Genomic DNA, 18,082 nt, shown 5'->3' with positions numbered 1-18,082 from the left:
TGTGAAAAAATCTGTGTAATAACTGATTGTATTCGCATTTGTTGTGCATAGCTCTTGAATCCGGCGCAAATCAACATCGTGTTTTCCTTCCAAGCTTTACTAAGCCAAAAAATATTGCGATGGTGTTGCAAGTTCACATCACATATGACGTGAGTTTGACGAATTCAAGCAGTCGTTTTGCTCGAATAAAGCGTTTGGTAGCTACCCGGGCAAGCAACTCTAGAGTAAATACCCTACGGAGCACTCAGGTCCGCCGCATTTCCTGAATTCCGTGGGGTTGGCCGGCGAGTAATGGGTTCTGAGTGGCCTCCTCGTGTTATCCGTTCTCGTCGGCCCCCTTATAAAATACCGGTCATAACACCTAGTTGATTAACTCTTAATCCAAGAGCGAAATTGATCTCTTTATTCTTTTTCATTGCTCAAACCACATCAAAACAGCCGTATAATTCTTCAATTTTCTGAATTGTTTCAATACGTTCCTGTTCAAACTCCAAATAATGACACACACACTTCACAGATAAATTACAAATGTAATACCAAAATTGCCAATAATACTTATATACTATTAATACTCGAAACAAAAATTTGTAAAATAAGTATGACACATATAGCTATAGACCTTGGAACAACTAATTCACTTGTATCTTATTACACTGAGGAAGGTCCTGTTTTAATTAAAAATGATCTAAATTCATTTTTAACCCCCTCTGTAGTGAGTTTTGATGGTAAAGTTTTACTTATCGGTGAAACTGCAAAAGCCCGTCTGGTTTCTCACCCCCAGGAAACAGCGGCACTCTTCAAGCGAACAATGGGAGCGGATAAAACCTATAAGCTTGGAAAAAAGGAATACAACGCTGTTGATCTTTCGGCTTTGCTACTGCGTACTCTCAAAGAAAATGCAGAAGCACAATTGAATGGCAAAGTCACCGATGCTGTTATATCCGTGCCAGCATATTTCAACGAGATGCAACGAAAGGCGGTTAAAACTGCCGCTGCCATGGCTGATTTAAAAGTCTCGCGACTTATTAACGAGCCCACAGCAGCTGCCCTTGCCTATGGCTTGCAAGATAAAGATGAAGAAAGCACTTTTCTTGTCTTCGACTTGGGCGGTGGCACATTTGATGTTTCCATTCTCGAAGTTTTTGATGGCGTCATGGAAGTGAAAGCCACTGCAGGGGATGCCTATTTAGGCGGCGAGGATTTCACCAAAGCTATTGCTGACCACCTCATCGAAGAAGTGACAAAAACAACAGACCTCTTGCCAGAGCAGGCTGCAAGCTACCCCCAGTTACAACACCTTGCCGAACAAGCAAAACTGGCACTAAGCCAAAAGCACGAAGTTCATCTGCAACTGGATAGCCCACCATTACGAATTGATTATGTGTTGACCCGTGAGAAGCTGGAGGAACTTACAGCTCATCTTAAACGTCGTCTTCGCGCCCCACTCGATCGCGTCATGTATGATGCCAAATTGTCACCAGATGACTTGGATCGTGTTGTGCTGGTTGGCGGCGCAACACGCATGCCGCTCGTTCGCTCGTGGGTCACAAAAATCCTGCGAAAATTTCCTGAAGCCACATTGGACCCCGACCAAGTCGTTGTCATGGGCGCTGCAGTGCAAGCCGGGCTTGTTAGCAAAAACAGCGCTTTGGATGATGTCGTCATGACCGATGTCAGTGCCTTTACCTTAGGAACTGAAATTGCACAGGAAATCGGCGGTATTATTAAGGGTGGCTACTTCCAACCAATCATCGAGCGTAACAGCGTTGTCCCCATATCACGCGAGCACATTTTCACTGCCATGGTACCGGGACAAAAGGAAGTAACAATTAACGTTTATCAAGGTGAGGCCCCCCTGATTGATTCGAACCTCTATCTTGGTGAAATCGATGTACCAATACCCTACAACAAAAAAGAACGTGAAGATGTAGCCGTGCGCTTCAGTTATGATGTTTCGGGGTTGTTGGAAGTTGATACTACAGTCCTTTCAACGGGTAAGAAAAAGAACCTGCTCATCAAAACACTTGCTGGTGAAATTTCTCAAAAAGAAATCAATAGCCGCTTAAAAGAGCTCTCACAATATAAAGTTCACCCTAAAGATGAAGCCGAAAACCAGCGTTTACGTGCTCGTATCGAGCAGTGTTACACCATGGCTAATCACGATGATCGTCAAAACCTTATGCAAATGCTCGCGACTTTTGATGCTCTGCTAGAAAAGCAGAACTCATCAGATATCGAAGCCGCACGAGAGCAAATCAGCAAAAACCTATCAGCATTCGAGGCCGGCTATGTCCAATAATCAAGAGCTTGGCTGGCCCTATGAACCATTGGGCTTCACGGAGTTGCCGCAGGATAAAAAGGCGATCAAGCGTGCCTATGCGCGCCTCTTAAAAACTATTGATCAGGCAACCGAACCGCAAGCCTTTCAAGAATTACGCAATGCCTATGAATATGCATTGGACAATTTTGAATACGATTTGAGGGGGCATGACGATGAGGAATATATATCGTTTCAACATACTTCAGATGAAGGCGAATCCTTTTTTATCGAAGTAAAAGCCGTTAAAAACACGGAAGAGCAAAGTGATACAGAAAAAAGCGAACCCTTAGAATCTACTAGCTCTCACTTCCCCTTACTAATTAGTGACACACCGATTGAGGATCTGCGAGAGTTCGCCGAGCAGTTCATCAGGCTTGATGAAGAAATGTCGGATGAAGTGGTAATCAGCAAACTTATTCACTATTCCGCAGAAGCCTCAATGCAAGATAGGCAGCTGATTGAAGAAGGAATGCTGAATTTATTGTCCATGCTCTGGCAGGAATCGTCTAGCACACGGAACATATTTGCCCTCCCGATAACAACAAAAATATTAAGGGAGTTGGAAGCAGAGTATCAGTGGACCAAAGACACCATCAGGTTTAACAACGATTATCCCGAGCATCTGGACATCTACCAAACCTACCAAGAGTTACTCGTAGATTATAACCGGCCCGTTAATGGAGTGTTAGTTAAAAAATCCCTACAATCAGAGCTAGTTATACTATCAATAGGCCTACTATTTTTAAGATGGGTATCCGGAATAATTGGCAATAATCTATTAAGTTATGAATTTACAACAATAGGCAATATCCTAGTTAATATGGTAAAACCGCTATCTTCAGCTGTGCTTTTCGTTATTTTGATAGTGATTACTTTGCAAGGTATAGGCAGGTTCATTCGCAAACTAAGATTACGCCTTGGTCAAGAGGCATCATAGTCGGATAGGTGTACACCACACAAAACCCGCCTAAATGGCGGGTTTTCAGCAATACTACTCTTCAGCGGTAATCTTCGGTACGCTCGTTGCTTTGCGCTTGGGTTGCCGTTTACTCGCTGCTGACTTGGTTTTTTGCTTGCGTTTGACCGGCTTGTCTTCAATGCTTTCCAGCAATAATCCGGCGCCGTCTTCACTCACAGTCACTTTCACCATACCGCCGCGCTGCAGCTTGCCAAACAACACCTCGTCAGCCAGTGGCTTCTTGATATGCTCCTGAATGACCCGCCCCAAAGGCCGCGCACCCATCAACCGGTCATAGCCCTTTTCAGAGAGCCAGCTCACCGCTTCCTCCGAAAGCTCAAAGGTCACATTGCGCTCCGCCAATTGGGCTTCAAGCTGCATGACAAATTTCTCGACCACACGGTGAATGACTTCTGTGCTCAGGTTGGCAAAGGCAATAATTGCATCAAGCCGGTTGCGGAACTCGGGCGAGAACAACTTGTTAATCGCCTCCATATCATCCCCTTCCCGTTGCACACGGCTAAAGCCGATAGGCGCTTTCGCCATATCAACCGCCCCTGCATTGGTAGTCATGATGATAATCACATTGCGGAAATCAACTTTCTTGCCGTTATGGTCTGTCAGCTTACCATGGTCCATCACCTGCAACAGGATATTGAACAAATCAGGATGGGCTTTTTCAATCTCGTCCAGCAGCAACACACAATGCGGGTGCTGATCCACACTGTCGGTCAACATGCCGCCCTGATCAAAGCCTACATAGCCGGGAGGCGCACCGATGAGCCGCGAGACTGTGTGCCGCTCCATATACTCCGACATGTCAAAGCGAATAAGCTCAACCCCAAGTGTCGAAGCCAGTTGCCGCGCCACTTCGGTTTTACCAACACCTGTTGGGCCAGAAAAAAGATAGGAGCCAATAGGCTTATCAGGCTCGCGCAAACCGGCCCGCGCCAGCTTGATGGCGGCCGAAAGCGCTTCGATGGCTTTGTCTTGCCCATAAACAACCCGCTTCAAGCTGTCCTTTAAATTGGCAAGTACTGTGGCATCATCCTTAGAAACCGATTTCGGCGGAATCCGCGCCATGGTGGAAATAGTGGCCTCAATCTCTTTCACGCCAATGGTTTTACGCCGCTTGCCCTCAGCCAGCAGCATTTGCGAAGCACCTGCCTCATCAATAACATCAATCGCCTTATCCGGTAGCTTGCGGTCATTCAGATACTTGGCCGAAAGCTCTACCGCCGACTTAAGCGCATCATTGGTATAGCGAATACTATGAAAGTCCTCAAAGTATGGCTTGAGCCCTTTTAGTATTTCAATAGCATCCGGAATGGTCGGTTCATTCACATCAACTTTCTGGAAACGACGCACCAACGCACGATCTTTTTCAAAGAACTGGCGATACTCTTTATAGGTTGTCGAACCGATACAACGGATTGACCCAGAAGCCAGCGCCGGTTTTAACAAATTAGAGGCATCCATCGCCCCGCCAGATGTGGCTCCCGCACCAATTACAGTGTGAATTTCATCGATGAACATTACCGCGCCTGGGTAACCTTCCACCTCTTTAACCACCTGCTTCAAGCGCTCTTCAAAATCACCACGGTAACGCGTACCAGCCAGCAGCGCTCCCATATCAAGCGAGAAAATGACAGCATTGCGCAGTACCTCGGGTACATCACCGGTTACAATGCGCCGAGCCAAACCTTCGGCTATGGCAGTTTTACCCACGCCGGGGTCCCCAACATAAAGCGGATTGTTTTTCGCACGCCGACACAGAATCTGTATGGTACGGGAAATCTCTTTTTCACGCCCAATTAGAGGATCAATTTTCCCCGAAAATGCCTTTTCATTGAGGTTTACGCAATAGGCCTCTAAAGCATCGGTTTTCGGCTTGTTCGCTGCATTCTCGCCCGGTGTATTACCAGTGGGCGCTTCATTAGCCCGCGTACCGGCTGGCAAATCGCTCTCGTCAACACCTCGAACCACCCGCTCCTCGGACATCCCAGGTCGTTTGGCAATCCCGTGAGAGATATAGTTGACCGCATCATAACGCGTCATATCCTGATCTTGCAGGAAATAGGCAGCGTGGCTTTCGCGCTCGGCAAAAATCGCCACCAGCACATTGGCACCGCTCACTTCATCGCGTCCGGAAGATTGCACATGGATGACAGCACGTTGAATAACTCTTTGGAAACCAGCTGTGGGCTTTGAATCCTCATCACCGTCCACCACAAGGTTTTCTAGTTCTTGGTCAATATATTCAACAACACTTTTGCGCAGCTGGTCCAAATCGACATTACAAGCGCGCATCACAGACGCGGCATCTTGATCGTCGATTAAAGCCAGAAGCAAATGCTCCAATGTGGCATATTCTTGCTTGCGCTCATTGGCAAAGGCAAGAGCCTGATGGAGTGCTTTTTCCAGACTACGAGAAAATGACGGCACAGGCGCCCCCTATTACTTTTTTTCCATCACACACTGCAATGGGTGTTGGTGTTTTCGGGCGAAATCCATAACTTGCGTAACTTTGGTCTCCGCGACTTCAAAGGTGAACACCCCACATTCTCCCACACCATGGTGATGAACGTGAAGCATGATCTCGGTGGCCTCCTCAAGGTTCTTATGAAAAAACCTTTCAACCACGTGAACAACAAACTCCATTGGAGTATAGTCATCATTTAGCAGCAATACGCGATAAAGACTGGGACGTTTGGTTTTTGGTTTCGTTCGGGTTAATACACCAACGCCACCTTCACCATCATGTATATTGTTATCTTCATCGCCATTGCTCATCTGTTCCAGAACTGTCTTCATTTATATCCACTGTGGCTTTATAGTATTTAAACACGAGACCCTTTGATTCAAGGGGGATAAAAACCCCGAAACAATAGACCGTATTTAATGTCCTTTTGACTTTCTTTTATGATCTATAAACGATTATGGCCTTCATTTTAATGATAATAAAACACATATAAAAAAGCTGCCACAATACGACCAGTCATCATGACCACAGCAATACCGGCAATATTCGGCAACAAATGCGTAACCTAAACCCTAGGGCGAAATATTTATTTCAGCAACTAGCAAATTCGCAATCAAATACACAATGATGAGAATTGGGTACAAAATCCCCACCAACAAAAACAGGTATTCTGTAAATATGATAGTCAATAAGTTGGGCGTGGCAATCACAGAAACCAAAACAAACAATCAAAAATAATTGACAGGAATTTGAGGCAGAAAAGTTAAACGCAATTAAGGCAAAAAGGCGTTTTCCTTAGTTTTCACAGCTTCATTTATACCGAAGGAAAAATCAATTCTAAACTATTTTGCTATGCAACATAAATTATAAAACAAATATAGCGGCCCTATGCATCATAGACCCGCTATATGAAGATGACGACTTAACGCACCAAACTATAAAAATTACTTACCAGCTTTTCCAAGAACAGCTTCGTAAGGTTTATAAGCGCTTTTAGCCATATCTGTGTACATTTCACCGAATTTAGTCGCTTGGCTAATAGCTGTTTCATAAGCTGATTTAGCAAACTCGCTTTGAGCTTCAAACGCTTTATCAAGAGTTTTCGCAGCTACAATTTTTTCCATAGCCGCAGAGCCATCTTCAAAGCTCTTTTTCGAATAATCAGCCATTTCAGCAGAAATGCTTTGAAAGCCCTTGGTCATCGCACCAAAGCTTTCCATAGCTAAATCCATGTTATCTTTACTCATTTTTTGAATATCATCAAAACCGTTCATCATCTTCATATCCCTATCATATAATTATGCACCAACTCGGGCTTTTCAGAGTGCACAATCATTTAAAACAATCATATGCTCTCAATAGAAATAAATATGTTGCATCGCAATATATTTGTCAAGATAACATCGCACTGCAAAATTGACAGTTCCTCCCTGATTTTCTAGGGAGGAATGCACACCACGACAAAAAAAATTGAAACTGTTGCATTTCATTTACGGATTTGTAACCGCGTTTGCAGCATTTTGGGCATGAACAAACAAATCATCTAGCCAAGCTGCAATCTGTTGAGTGCAAAAGATTCGCAATGGTGGGTGTTTGTCACGTACTCAAAGTGATAACGAACAACAAACTGTTCATGGGGCATTTTAATGGGTCTGCAAATATCAGGTTCGCTCAAAAGCATAGGGCGATCACTAGGGCGGCTTGCCACACTGGCAACATTCGTGTGCTTGCTAGTACTGGCACCGACAGCAAACGCCTTGGCGAACGCAAAATATGCAGGCATCGTTGTCGATGCCAAAACCGGTAAGGTGCTGTATTCAGAAAATGCCCATAAGAAACGCTATCCAGCGTCAACCACAAAAATAATGACGCTTTACGTCTTATTTGAAGAGCTAGAGGCAGGCCACCTCACTCTTAATACACGTATGAAAGTGTCAAGATATGCTTCCAGACGGCCCCCTACCAAATTGGGACTTAAGGTCGGAAGCACTCTGCGCGTCAAAGACGCCATCTTTGCACTCATAACCCGCTCTGCAAATGATGCCTCAACAGTCATAGCCGAACACATCTCCGGTTCAGAAGCCGCATTTGCGCGCAAAATGACAGCGACTGCCAGAAAAATCGGTATGAAAAACACCGTTTTTAAGAACCCGCACGGTTTGCCCAACAGCAAGCAATATACCACTGCGGCAGATTTGGCTTTACTAGGTCGGGCCATACAAGATCGCTTCCCCAAATACTACAAGTACTTCAACACACGTGTTTACACATATCATGGTGTTCGCATGGGCAACCATAATAAGTTACTTGGTCGCGTTCGTGGCGTTGATGGCATTAAAACCGGTTACACCCGTGCCTCAGGCTATAATCTGGTCACCAATGTAGAACGTGACAAACGCCATATTGTAGCTGTTGTGTTAGGCGGACGTTCAGGAAAACGCCGCGATGCCCAAATGGTGCGCCTGATCAACCGTTATCTACCAAAGGCTAGCCGGGGGCGTCGTACAGCCCCGCTTATAATGGTCAGCAACTTCAATTTTCCAAGCAAAGCACCAGCACTTCCCATTGCCAAGAACCCGCATAAGCCCGCACCATCACCTGCCACACTTATGGCCTATGCCAATGACGATGACATGCTGCCAAGTGCAAAACCGTATGACCCCATTGCCAATATGCTAGAAACACAAAGCTCGTTAAGGCCCGTTGTCAGTCCAACAACAATAGCTCGAAATTCGCAGCCTGATGTACGCACGATAACAAGCCTACTCAGTGGTCCGGTGCCGATGGCAAATCCAATTCGCCAAGCGCAAAATCCGGCACGGGCAACAGTGACACGTGTAGCAGCTCTGGAAACAGAAAAGACCAATGGTGGAAACATCATCCCGCCGGATGCCCGCCCTTCAGGATGGCACATTCAAATATCGGCCACTGACAGTAAAGATAAAGCCCTTTCCATTTTGCAAAAGGCCCGTAAAGCAACTGGTTCGGCGCTAAGCAAATATGATTTATACACTATGCAAGTAACAAAAAAGAAACAGACCCTATACAGGGCCCGCTTCACCGGTTTTGAAACCAAAACTGCCGCTTGGAATGCCTGCGCCACATTAAAAAAGGCCAAGTATTCCTGCTATGCCATTTATCAATAAAGTATAAGGATAGAGTAATGTCAGCCGAGAAGCCTCTCCTTAGCCTCGTTGAGTTTGGCGGCAAGGAACGCCGATCCGCCACTGTCGGGATGCAATCTTTTAATAAGCCTGCGGTGAGCAGCTATGATTTCTTCAGAAGTGGCCCCACGCGCAAGACCAAGAATCTGGTAGGCCTCCTCATCGCTCAAAGCGCTCGATCCCGGCGTACTTCGCTGCCCAGATGCGCTGTTCGCCTCGAAGTTTACACGCCAATCGGTAAACCTGCTGTCGAGATATGCCTCAATTAACGCCAGGCTATCTCCATCTGCTTTTAGCTCTTGCCAAAGCAACAATAAATTCTCGTTAGAAAGTGTACTTAGCTGGGCTCCGCGAAAATGCCCAGCGATCACTTCTCCATCCATCGCACCCGTTTCGTGATCCAGCTGCATCGCAAGAAATTTGGATTGCACCATTGATGTTTGACGGCGTTGCGAAGATGTACCCGCAGCGGCTCTTTGTTTCAAAAAGCGTAGGAATGCTCCCCCATCTGTTTTCACGCCAAGAAGCCCAAGCGAGACCAAACCGAGCGGAATGCCGGCAACCCACTTGCCTGTAAAAGCCAAAAACAAGCTTACGCATAACAACAAAGTGCCCAACAGCATCTTAAAAGTTGCCATTATATTCGCTTTGTTCGTCTTGTTGGCCTGCTGAGCAATAAACAACAACAATCCCAATATCAGTAGTCCAGCCAGTAAATACGCCATTTACTCCTGTTTAGCTCCTCATTTTAGTTAGTAGTAGCTGTGCGCCGACATTCCCGCGTAAACGCATTTTCTCTAGGGCCTCTCGCCCGCCACTCGTATAAACAGCTATAGCTGCCAGTAACTGAGCCAAACTATGGGCGGCACCTTGATCAAATTTATGGTGTACGCCCCTCGACAACCGAGCCATCTCTTTAAAACAATTGGTCGCATGCGTATCTTGGCCCTCTTGAAATAAGAATAACGGGACTCCACGCAACCCCAGTTGTCCTGCAAGCTCACAAAGTCTGTCGGGGTTCTCTTCAACACAGTCGCCGATATAGACTACAGCGCCCAGCTTGCCCTCTTCACGCCGCTTTAAAGCATGCTTTAAGATCTTAAGGATTTGCGTCTGCCCACCACGACAGGATATAGCCGACATTTTTTGACGTATGCTTTTTGCATCCCGTAAATAGCCACTACTTTGGCATTCTCCAAAACCACGAAAAAAAACCAAATCAACCAACAGGCCACCCAGATTATGCGCCTCAGTAAACATCTCGCTTTGTATCTGACTCGCAGTGTCCCAGGTTGGTTGCCTGCTCATTGTGGCATCCAGAGCAAATATTATTCGACCCTTTAGGCCATCTTTTTCTACGGAAGAATTGACAGCCTTTGTCGCCTCTAAGAATTTGCGAACATCTTTGCCTTTTGCAACAAGTGCTGGCGGCACGTCCTGTTTCTGTTTTGAATTATCGCTCACCTTACCAAGAAACTTGGCTATTGATATTTTGGTTTTCTTACCATCGCGCATAGGGCCCCGCAAAGTTCAAGGTTCGCTTCCTGTATAATTAGGTGACTGGCCATAATATGCAACGGTTGGAACCTTCCCGATAGTCATTCACTAACCAGTTTTCCTAGTTTGATAGAGAAAATCTTTATTTATTAATCAAAACGGGCCTACCAATACAACCTACTCATAGAAATCGGTAGAAGCTAAGAGACATGAAAAACATCTTCATTATAAGCGCACACCACCCCTACCCTTTTTCAGAGGGTCGCTTAAATGCAGCTCTCATAGAAAAAGCACAGGCTCTTTTGACGGCAAGGGGCTGCACCACAAAACTAACCAAAACCTATGGACAATACGACATTGACCAAGAAGTGGCGAACCATCAATGGGCAGATTGTGTACTCATTCAAACACCATTAAATTGGATGGGGGTGCCGTGGAGCTTCAAAAAATATATGGACGAAGTTTATACTGCCGGTATGGACGGGCGCCTTTGTAATGGCGATGGTCGCACCAGCTTAGCCCCGCAAAGCAATTATGGAATGGGCGGCGCTCTTCAAAACACGCATTACATGCTATCAATAACCCTAAATGCGCCCAAGCAAGCTTTCTCCAATATTGCCGAACCTTTCTTTGCAGGATCTTCACTAGATCAGCTATTACTTCCTCTCCATCTCAACGCCCGTTTTTTTGGTATGAAGCCGCTCAAAACATTCGCCGCATTTGATGTCATCAAAAACCCGCAAATAGAAGCGGATTTCCATCGTTTCGAAGCGCACATTAATGCCCTATTTCCATAGGGTACCAGTTTAAACCGACACCTTTATCAAGGTATCCAGTGCACGAGATTCCCGGTTCGTATTACTTGCAAACCTCTCGCAAACATGACAAAGAGCACTGAAAATGCCCTTCATGATTGCGAGACCCAAATGCACCAGCCTTCAGTTATCAATCAAATATCTGAGTTAAGAAAACACCTCAGCAATATACGTAGGCAAAGCAAAACAATTGCTTTAGTGCCCACTATGGGTGCGCTACATCAAGGTCATCTATCGCTCATACAAACAGCGCATCAGCATGCCGATTGTGTGGTTGCTTCCATTTTTGTAAATCCAACGCAATTTGGCGTTGGCGAGGACTTTGACAGCTACCCGCGAACCGAACAAGAAGATATCGAAAAGCTAGCAAGTGAAGGTGTTGACTGCATCTTTATACCCAGTGCAAAAGAAATGTACCCCACAGGCTTTTGCAGTTCTGTTGACCTTCAAGGCCCCGCACGAGAGCTTGAAACAAGCCACCGCCCACACTTTTTCTCGGGCGTAGCAACTGTTGTCACTAAACTATTGCTATCAGTTATGCCTGATACGGCAATTTTTGGCGAGAAAGACTATCAGCAGCTTCAGGTTATCAAGCAATTCACCCGGGACTTGAATATTCCAGTCAAGATCATCGGTGCACCCACATTACGCGAAACAGACGGGCTTGCTATGTCTTCTCGCAATGCATACCTCTCGCCAGCAGAGCGAAAAATAGCCGCACAACTATACGCACAACTAGTCAACTGCGAGGCTGACCTCTCTAAAAATCAGAGTTGGCAGGAAGTACAGCGCAAGGCCATAACAAATCTTACCCAGATTGGGTTTGAGGTAGATTATCTTGAATTACGCGATAGCCAAACCCTAAACCTACCGATCATTGGAAACCAGCGCCGTTTATTAGTAGCAGCCAAACTTGGTAAAACCCGCCTCATAGATAATATCCATATCCCTGCAGCAAGCTAAATCAGGCACAACTCCTCCAGTTCAAGGCGCATAACCTCCGGCATCGTTGAGGTGTCTAGGGCACTAGCGCCCCTCAGGCTGTCTTGGGGTTGTTCGCCATCTTTTAAGTACCGCCATCCTTGAAACGGCCGCTTGGGCTGATGTTGAACGTTAACAACGTGTGGTTCCATGACCAGATCACAGCATTTACGCCCACTATTATCATTGTAGACACGAATATCTATCAGCTTTTGGCGTGCTTGTATGACCCCTTTTATGACCCAGTAGAGCGAACCGCCATCCAGCAACTCTTGACTGCGGGTGGGTACCATTCTTGTGGTATGTATTTGCTCATCACTTAAACCGTTGGCCAAAGCTATAATTTGCCGCTGTTCAACATAGCTTCGCAACTGCTCAACGCTATCCACACCAACACATAATTTCACCAGATGCAAAGTCATAGCGATGCTTTATCAATTATTTTCGTTCTTGTAAAAGCTATAATCAAATAAAAAGGAAGAGAGCCCTTTGGCATCTCTTCCCATAAAATCTCAATTCAACTCCGTTGGTATTAGCAGCTTAGCCGCCTGCACCGGAAAACACATATAAAAGTGCAAGTGCGCTACCGAGCGCCATTACCGTCCAGGCTGTAACGCCCCAACAGGATCTTTGGATTTCAGGTTCCATTGAACACCATATCTGTTACAAACAAGAGGTTTCGTTTAAACACCTCTCACAAGGCTGGTGGAAATAACGGCTAGAAATGTAAAACTCAAGAAAAAAATGATAAAACTCATAATGTTTTTTAAACAATGCCGCATTTACCCTAACGACAACAGACACATTTCCACTATTTAAAACTTTAACATATGCATCAATCAAACACACACTACGGTGAATCACTCCTGATAACAGGAAAGCAAGACTTTGAATTAAGGGGCTATGACGCATGCTCTCCACAAACGATTATATAGCACTCAGTGTGTTTTTAACGGCTTGGTCAACCTATAGCTGGCTTGCCTATTACAGCCATTGGTCAAAATACACTCTATCCCATATGATGGACACGCACCGTCATGCCTGGATGCAAGCAATGCTCACGAGGCAAGTCCGCATTGCGGATACAAACATTGCAGCTGGCCTACAACAAGGTACAGCTTTTTTTGCCTCCAGCTCTCTCCTTGCAATTGGTGGCGCGTTTACATTTCTAAATGCAACAGAGTCAGCTGTAGAACTGGCAAAAGACCTGCCGATCCCCCTCACCACAGATCCAGTGCAGTGGGAGTTAAAAGCTTTTGGCCTAATCCTTATTTTTGCATATTCATTCTTCAAGTTTGGCTGGGCGTATCGGCTATTCAATTATGCCACAATTGTGATTGGCAGTATTCCAGAGGAAATCGATCCAGATGATGAAACAGCCCAAGCTGCTGCAGTAAGAGCTGCACGTTTGGCCACATTGGCCGGTCGCCACTTTAGCCGCGGGCAGCAAGCGCTTTTCTATGCTGTTGGCTACCTAGGCTGGTATGCAGGGCCCTATGCTTTCATTGTCACCACATTGTTTGTTACAGCAGTTTTATTAAGGCGTCAGTTTTTCTCTCAAGCAAGACAAGCCGCTTTAATTCCCGTAGCAACAGACAAGTTAACTTAAAACACTCATTTAACGTATTCAGGCAGATGGACCAATTGGCCCATCTGCCTGAATGAAAACCCATTTACCTTTGAATACTTGCCTTTAAAGTACCCTAAGAAATTTCTGAGGCACGAGCCACGACTTTACCAACCAGCCCGTAATCAATCGCCTCACTTGGGCTCATCCAGTAATCGCGGTCCGTATCTTTTTCAATACGCGCTATCGACTGGCCTGTCGCGTCAGCAAAAATGCGATTCAAACGATCTCGCATTTTTAGTATTTCGTTCGCCTGAATTTCAATATCTGTAGCCATACCACCAGCACCACCAGATGGTTGATGCAGTAAAAAACGGGTATTTTGTGTACAAAACCGGCGCTCTTTCGGAACAGATACGTAAATGAGTGCGCCAGCACTTGCCACCCAGCCAGTGCCAACAATCCAAACCTTAGGTCCGATGAATTTGATCATATCGTGAATCATGTCACCAGATTCAACGTGCCCACCAGGTGAGGAAACAATAACAGTAATAGGGTCGCTGGAAACTTGCGCCAAAGCCAAAAGCCGTGCACACACATCTTGTGCCAACTCTTGTGTTATGGTTCCGGTAATCAATACAGTCCGTGCTTCAAATAAATGCTTATCGACCGCGATTGATTTATCGGTTTGTTTTTCCTTCTTCTCATCACCGTCAAGCCCTACTGGCATCGTTGTGGTAAAATCGCCCATACGCTTCCCCGCTCCTTAATTGCTTGGAAGAACCGCCCATTGCGGTCTACTCATTCCTTAAGCTTCCTTGTAAATTAACCCTAAGCTTGCCGCAAACAACTTAATACACAGCTAACCACTTTTATCCCATCCCAAACACCGACCTCACCAAATCCTACGCCTCCTTCACTATGACATCATGGACACAAATTCATGTGACGTTACGGACAAATGTAATAATAATATAATTAAGTAATAACAAAAACAATTTTACTAGAATAAACAAGTAATGAATTTTTTTTCATCAATAACACATTGCATAATACTGTATAATAAAGATACAAAATTACAAAGCAGTAACAATAAAAGCCTTAAGCGTTTTAATATCAGTTAGAATTCAGTTTAAACTGGAAACAATTAATTGACTATCATTATGAAAAACAAAGAAGTTATGCTAAAAAAAACTGGGGCCATTCCAAAATCTGACGCAGATGTATATGAGCGCATTAACGCGCCATTACTTGTACTAGACCCGCATACAAATCGAATTATTTGGGCGAATTCATCAGCTTTAAAATTAATTAGATGCCAGAAGCAAGACAAATCACTTAATACGAATGAGGTAAACTATGATTTGCCTCTCCCAGCTTCGTGGGCATTAAAGGGTATGGATCAGCATTTACTTCACGTAACGAAAATGATCAGCAGTTACCCCAAAATGATTTATTCCCTTTGTCTACCTTATCATCAGGCTTTGAAGGCATTAACTGTCACCTTTACAAAACAACCGCTAACGAATGGTGATATTGGCCTGCTAGCCCAATTGGCAACACCAGAGGAAATAGAAACAACACAATCGCGCGCAGCGCAAACTCTGTATCATACCAATACACGCATAGCTATGTTTTCTCTTGAGGGTCAGCTGATTTTTGAGAACCCGGCCAGTCGCTTAAGCCGCCATAAAGGCGCCATGTCCCTAGCGAAACGCTTCTATAACTATTCAGACTACGAATCTTTTTATAAGCAACTCATAACTGACGGTGTTGCGGAAGGTGTCTATCGTGTTGTCGCGCCCAAAGGTTATCGTTGGCATGACATTTCGTTAAAACTCGACTTTGATCCAGATACCGGTAAGCAAGCAATAATGTACAGTGCGACCGATGTAACAAAGCGTATCGAAGCTGAGCTGGTAATACGCTACAACGCCACCCACGATTCCCTCACTGGGTTGGCAAATCGCTCCCGACTCGAATCAATCCTGCAACGACATTTATCAAACAGTCAAAGCAAAGTAGACAATGGTTCAATTTTCTTCATCGACTTGGATCATTTCAAAACAATAAATGACACACTCGGCCATCAGGCTGGCGATGATCTTCTTGTAACTATTGCAAAACGCTTGCAAAATTCAGTACAAGAAAATGGCCTTGTAGCTAGGGTTGGCGGTGACGAGTTTGTTGTTTTTTTTGAAAAAATAACTTGCCGTGAAAAACTGACACAGCTAGCAAAGTCAATTCGCTATGCTCTGAGCCAGCCAATACAGCTACAACAGCGTACCATCCAAGTTAGCCCTTCCATTGGCATTGCATTATTTCCGGAACATGCAGTCGATTACGAAGAACTTTTGAGCAAAGCAGATCTTGCGATGTATAAATCAAAAGAACAAGGAAGAAACCAGTACCGCTTTTATGAGCCGGAAATGAGCCAGGCAATCGAAAAGCGGGTTGCAGTTGAAACATCTCTTCGTAACGCATTATCTCTTAAAGAGCTGGTACTTCATTATCAACCACGATTAGAGATAGGCAGCAATAAAATTATTGGCGCAGAAGCACAGCTTTATTGGCAACACCCGCGCAATGGCCTCATCTCTGCCAAACCACTATTGAATGCAGCAGAACAAACTGGCCTGATAGATGAAGTTGGAGAGTGGGTAGCCGAAACAGCGATGCACCAGCAAAGTAAATGGGAACGCGCAGGTCACTCCCTGCATGTCACATTTGGTATTTCCAAAGCCCAGCTCAGACGTGGCGGGCTTTCTAAACGCTTCACACGTTTACAACGTAAAATAGGAATAAATCCTGCCAATGTATTAATTGAGTTCAAGCAGGATATTTTAATGGAAAAAAAAAGCGATTTAATAAAAGAAATCTTGGCATTAAAATACCAAGGCTTCCAACTCGGCATAAACGAGCACGATCAAAGCATTGCCGATTTAGAGCAACTGCATAATTACCCAATCAGCACCATAAATGTCGGTCATTCCCTCATTCAAGACCCGGTTAGATGGCCAATCATCCAGTTAATTCGGCAACTATCAACACAGTTGGAGTTACAATTAGTTGCAAGTGGCGTCGAGACGAAAGAGCAGCTAAACAATGCATCACGAATGGGTTGCGCTCAATACCAAGGCACTTATTTCTCATCTCCACTATGCCCACTTGAGTTTGACACCCTGTTGATGGATGCACATATTCCCCTTTGCTCGAACGCTTAAACACAAAAATATCAAACTTCACGCAAGGAATATCAAAACAATACCTCTAGCGGAAACCATACAAACACAATTATTTTTCGCACTGGGCATCTTTACTAAGCTTTTCCAGTAGGGATTTTGCTTCTTCAGCTCTTGGTGATGGCACAAAAATATGGTCATGGTAACAAGCTGCAACCACATTTGCAGAAATCCCCTTGCTTGCAAGCACATTCGAGATAGCCGCCGTTAAACCTACAGCTTCAAGTGATGAATGCACTTGAAGCGAGATACGTTTAAACACTCCGTTGTATGGAAGCCCCGCTTTATCGGCAACTTCAGCCTCCATTATTAAGCTTAGCCCTTCATCCTCAACAAATGATCCAAGAAAATCATAGTTTCCTATGGCTTGTTTATGCGCCTCTTGAACACTCGCAAAGACATAGTTTTGTGCAAATAACGTTGCTTTCATATTTGCCAGTAATATATTTAAATCAACAACACCTGCTTCCAAATCACCCATATTAAGCTCCAATAAAATTGCATTAAAAATCAAATTCTATGCTTTAAACAACCTAGCCTTCCAGCCCCTCTTTACCAACCATCGTAAATAAACCGGTTGCCACAAGAGTCAAATTACCTTGCTTTTCCGCCAAAACATCGGCTTTTGCAAGCGTTAAAGTACGCCCTGGTTTAATCACGCTACCTCTTGCAATAAGTGCTTCACCAGTTCCGGGCCGGACGATGTTTATTTTAAACTCTGCTGTCAAAACTCCAACGCCTTCTGGCATTAAAGTATATGCCGCATAGCCTCCTGCCACATCAGCAAGAGTCGCTATAACACCGCCATGGAAAAAACCGTGTTGTTGTAAAATAGCTTCCGAGCGTGGCAACCTAACGCGAACATGCCCGGCGTTAACCTCTTCCAGTTGTGCCCCAAGGGTTTTCATAAAAGGCTGCTTGGCAAAGCTGTTTTCAATACGCTGCGCGTACTGATCATATTCTACATTAAATGACTGAAGCATTTTCTTCCCACTATCAAATCGAATGCATACCAAATGATTGAAGAGATAGCTTTAAAGCGAAGTGCGAAAGATA

16 protein-coding genes are annotated in these 18,082 nt (G+C 44.9%); 7 read left to right on the top strand and 9 right to left on the bottom strand.

The features are described from left to right. Positions 1–598: 598 nt before the first annotated feature. Together AYK67_RS03735 and AYK67_RS03730 are read left to right on the top strand one after the other, a co-directional pair. Positions 599–2,299, top strand: a complete 1,701-nt coding sequence (locus AYK67_RS03735) for an Hsp70 family protein (protein ID WP_068082495.1) — start codon at positions 599–601, stop codon at positions 2,297–2,299. Beyond that, positions 2,289–3,257 carry a hypothetical protein gene (locus AYK67_RS03730; RefSeq protein WP_068082491.1) on the top strand — a complete coding sequence of 323 codons (969 nt, stop codon included), beginning with the start codon at positions 2,289–2,291 and terminating at the stop codon, positions 3,255–3,257. The genes AYK67_RS03735 and AYK67_RS03730 overlap by 11 nt, the downstream gene beginning before the upstream one ends. A gap of 54 nt (positions 3,258–3,311) precedes the next feature. Here the strand turns inward: AYK67_RS03730 and clpA are convergent, their stop codons facing one another. From clpA to AYK67_RS03715, 3 genes are all read right to left on the bottom strand, one after another. Continuing rightward, on the bottom strand, positions 3,312–5,723 hold the full coding sequence (gene clpA, locus AYK67_RS03725; protein WP_068082488.1) for an ATP-dependent Clp protease ATP-binding subunit ClpA: 2,412 nt from the start codon (positions 5,721–5,723) through the stop codon (positions 3,312–3,314). Positions 5,724–5,735: 12 nt separating this feature from the next. Beyond that, positions 5,736–6,071 carry an ATP-dependent Clp protease adapter ClpS gene (gene clpS / locus AYK67_RS03720; RefSeq protein WP_173645097.1) on the bottom strand — a complete coding sequence of 112 codons (336 nt, stop codon included), beginning with the start codon at positions 6,069–6,071 and terminating at the stop codon, positions 5,736–5,738. A gap of 633 nt (positions 6,072–6,704) precedes the next feature. Further along, positions 6,705–7,037 (bottom strand): phasin family protein, encoded by a 333-nt coding sequence (locus AYK67_RS03715; RefSeq protein ID WP_068082484.1) that lies wholly within the window; start codon positions 7,035–7,037, stop codon positions 6,705–6,707. 369 nt (positions 7,038–7,406) lie between these two features. Between AYK67_RS03715 and AYK67_RS03710 the strand changes: the two genes are divergently transcribed. Next, on the top strand, positions 7,407–8,906 hold the full coding sequence (locus AYK67_RS03710; RefSeq protein ID WP_068082482.1) for a D-alanyl-D-alanine carboxypeptidase: 1,500 nt from the start codon (positions 7,407–7,409) through the stop codon (positions 8,904–8,906). 20 nt (positions 8,907–8,926) lie between these two features. Here the strand turns inward: AYK67_RS03710 and AYK67_RS03705 are convergent, their stop codons facing one another. Both AYK67_RS03705 and AYK67_RS03700 read right to left on the bottom strand, forming a co-directional pair. Next, positions 8,927–9,649 carry a DnaJ domain-containing protein gene (locus AYK67_RS03705; RefSeq protein ID WP_068082479.1) on the bottom strand — a complete coding sequence of 241 codons (723 nt, stop codon included), beginning with the start codon at positions 9,647–9,649 and terminating at the stop codon, positions 8,927–8,929. Between the two features lie 10 nt (positions 9,650–9,659). Next, positions 9,660–10,439: a YbbN family protein gene (locus tag AYK67_RS03700; RefSeq protein WP_206597491.1), complete on the bottom strand. Its 780-nt coding sequence runs from the start codon at positions 10,437–10,439 to the stop codon at positions 9,660–9,662. A 191-nt stretch (positions 10,440–10,630) separates the two neighbouring features. Between AYK67_RS03700 and AYK67_RS03695 the strand changes: the two genes are divergently transcribed. Next, complete coding sequence (locus AYK67_RS03695) at positions 10,631–11,218, top strand: NAD(P)H-dependent oxidoreductase (RefSeq protein WP_068082476.1); 588 nt, start codon at positions 10,631–10,633, stop codon at positions 11,216–11,218. An 84-nt stretch (positions 11,219–11,302) separates the two neighbouring features. After that, positions 11,303–12,199 (top strand): pantoate--beta-alanine ligase, encoded by an 897-nt coding sequence (panC, locus tag AYK67_RS03690; RefSeq protein ID WP_338012325.1) that lies wholly within the window; start codon positions 11,303–11,305, stop codon positions 12,197–12,199. Here panC and AYK67_RS03685 read toward each other — a convergent pair. Further along, positions 12,196–12,639 (bottom strand): DUF1489 family protein, encoded by a 444-nt coding sequence (locus AYK67_RS03685; protein ID WP_068082475.1) that lies wholly within the window; start codon positions 12,637–12,639, stop codon positions 12,196–12,198. The genes panC and AYK67_RS03685 overlap by 4 nt on opposite strands. Positions 12,640–13,127: 488 nt before the next feature. On the opposite strand from AYK67_RS03685, the gene AYK67_RS03680 reads away from it, so the two are divergent. After that, entirely contained in the window at positions 13,128–13,826 is a 699-nt protein-coding gene (locus AYK67_RS03680) for a DUF599 domain-containing protein (RefSeq protein ID WP_068082473.1), read from the top strand. A 94-nt stretch (positions 13,827–13,920) separates the two neighbouring features. Here the strand turns inward: AYK67_RS03680 and AYK67_RS03675 are convergent, their stop codons facing one another. After that, positions 13,921–14,535, bottom strand: a complete 615-nt coding sequence (locus AYK67_RS03675) for an ATP-dependent Clp protease proteolytic subunit (RefSeq protein ID WP_082735623.1) — start codon at positions 14,533–14,535, stop codon at positions 13,921–13,923. Positions 14,536–15,232: 697 nt separating this feature from the next. On the opposite strand from AYK67_RS03675, the gene AYK67_RS03670 reads away from it, so the two are divergent. Beyond that, positions 15,233–17,008 carry a putative bifunctional diguanylate cyclase/phosphodiesterase gene (locus tag AYK67_RS03670; RefSeq protein WP_162265076.1) on the top strand — a complete coding sequence of 592 codons (1,776 nt, stop codon included), beginning with the start codon at positions 15,233–15,235 and terminating at the stop codon, positions 17,006–17,008. 70 nt (positions 17,009–17,078) lie between these two features. Here AYK67_RS03670 and AYK67_RS03665 read toward each other — a convergent pair whose 3' ends face one another. Both AYK67_RS03665 and AYK67_RS03660 read right to left on the bottom strand, forming a co-directional pair. Then, complete coding sequence (locus AYK67_RS03665; protein WP_068082471.1) at positions 17,079–17,507, bottom strand: ACT domain-containing protein; 429 nt, start codon at positions 17,505–17,507, stop codon at positions 17,079–17,081. Positions 17,508–17,559: 52 nt separating this feature from the next. Beyond that, complete coding sequence (locus AYK67_RS03660) at positions 17,560–18,009, bottom strand: PaaI family thioesterase (protein WP_068082468.1); 450 nt, start codon at positions 18,007–18,009, stop codon at positions 17,560–17,562. Positions 18,010–18,082: the final 73 nt, after the last annotated feature.

Source organism: Polycladidibacter stylochi (assembly GCF_001562055.1).
Classification (GTDB): domain Bacteria; phylum Pseudomonadota; class Alphaproteobacteria; order Rhizobiales; family Stappiaceae; genus Pseudovibrio; species Pseudovibrio stylochi.
This window is presented reverse-complemented; position numbering and strand designations above follow the sequence as displayed.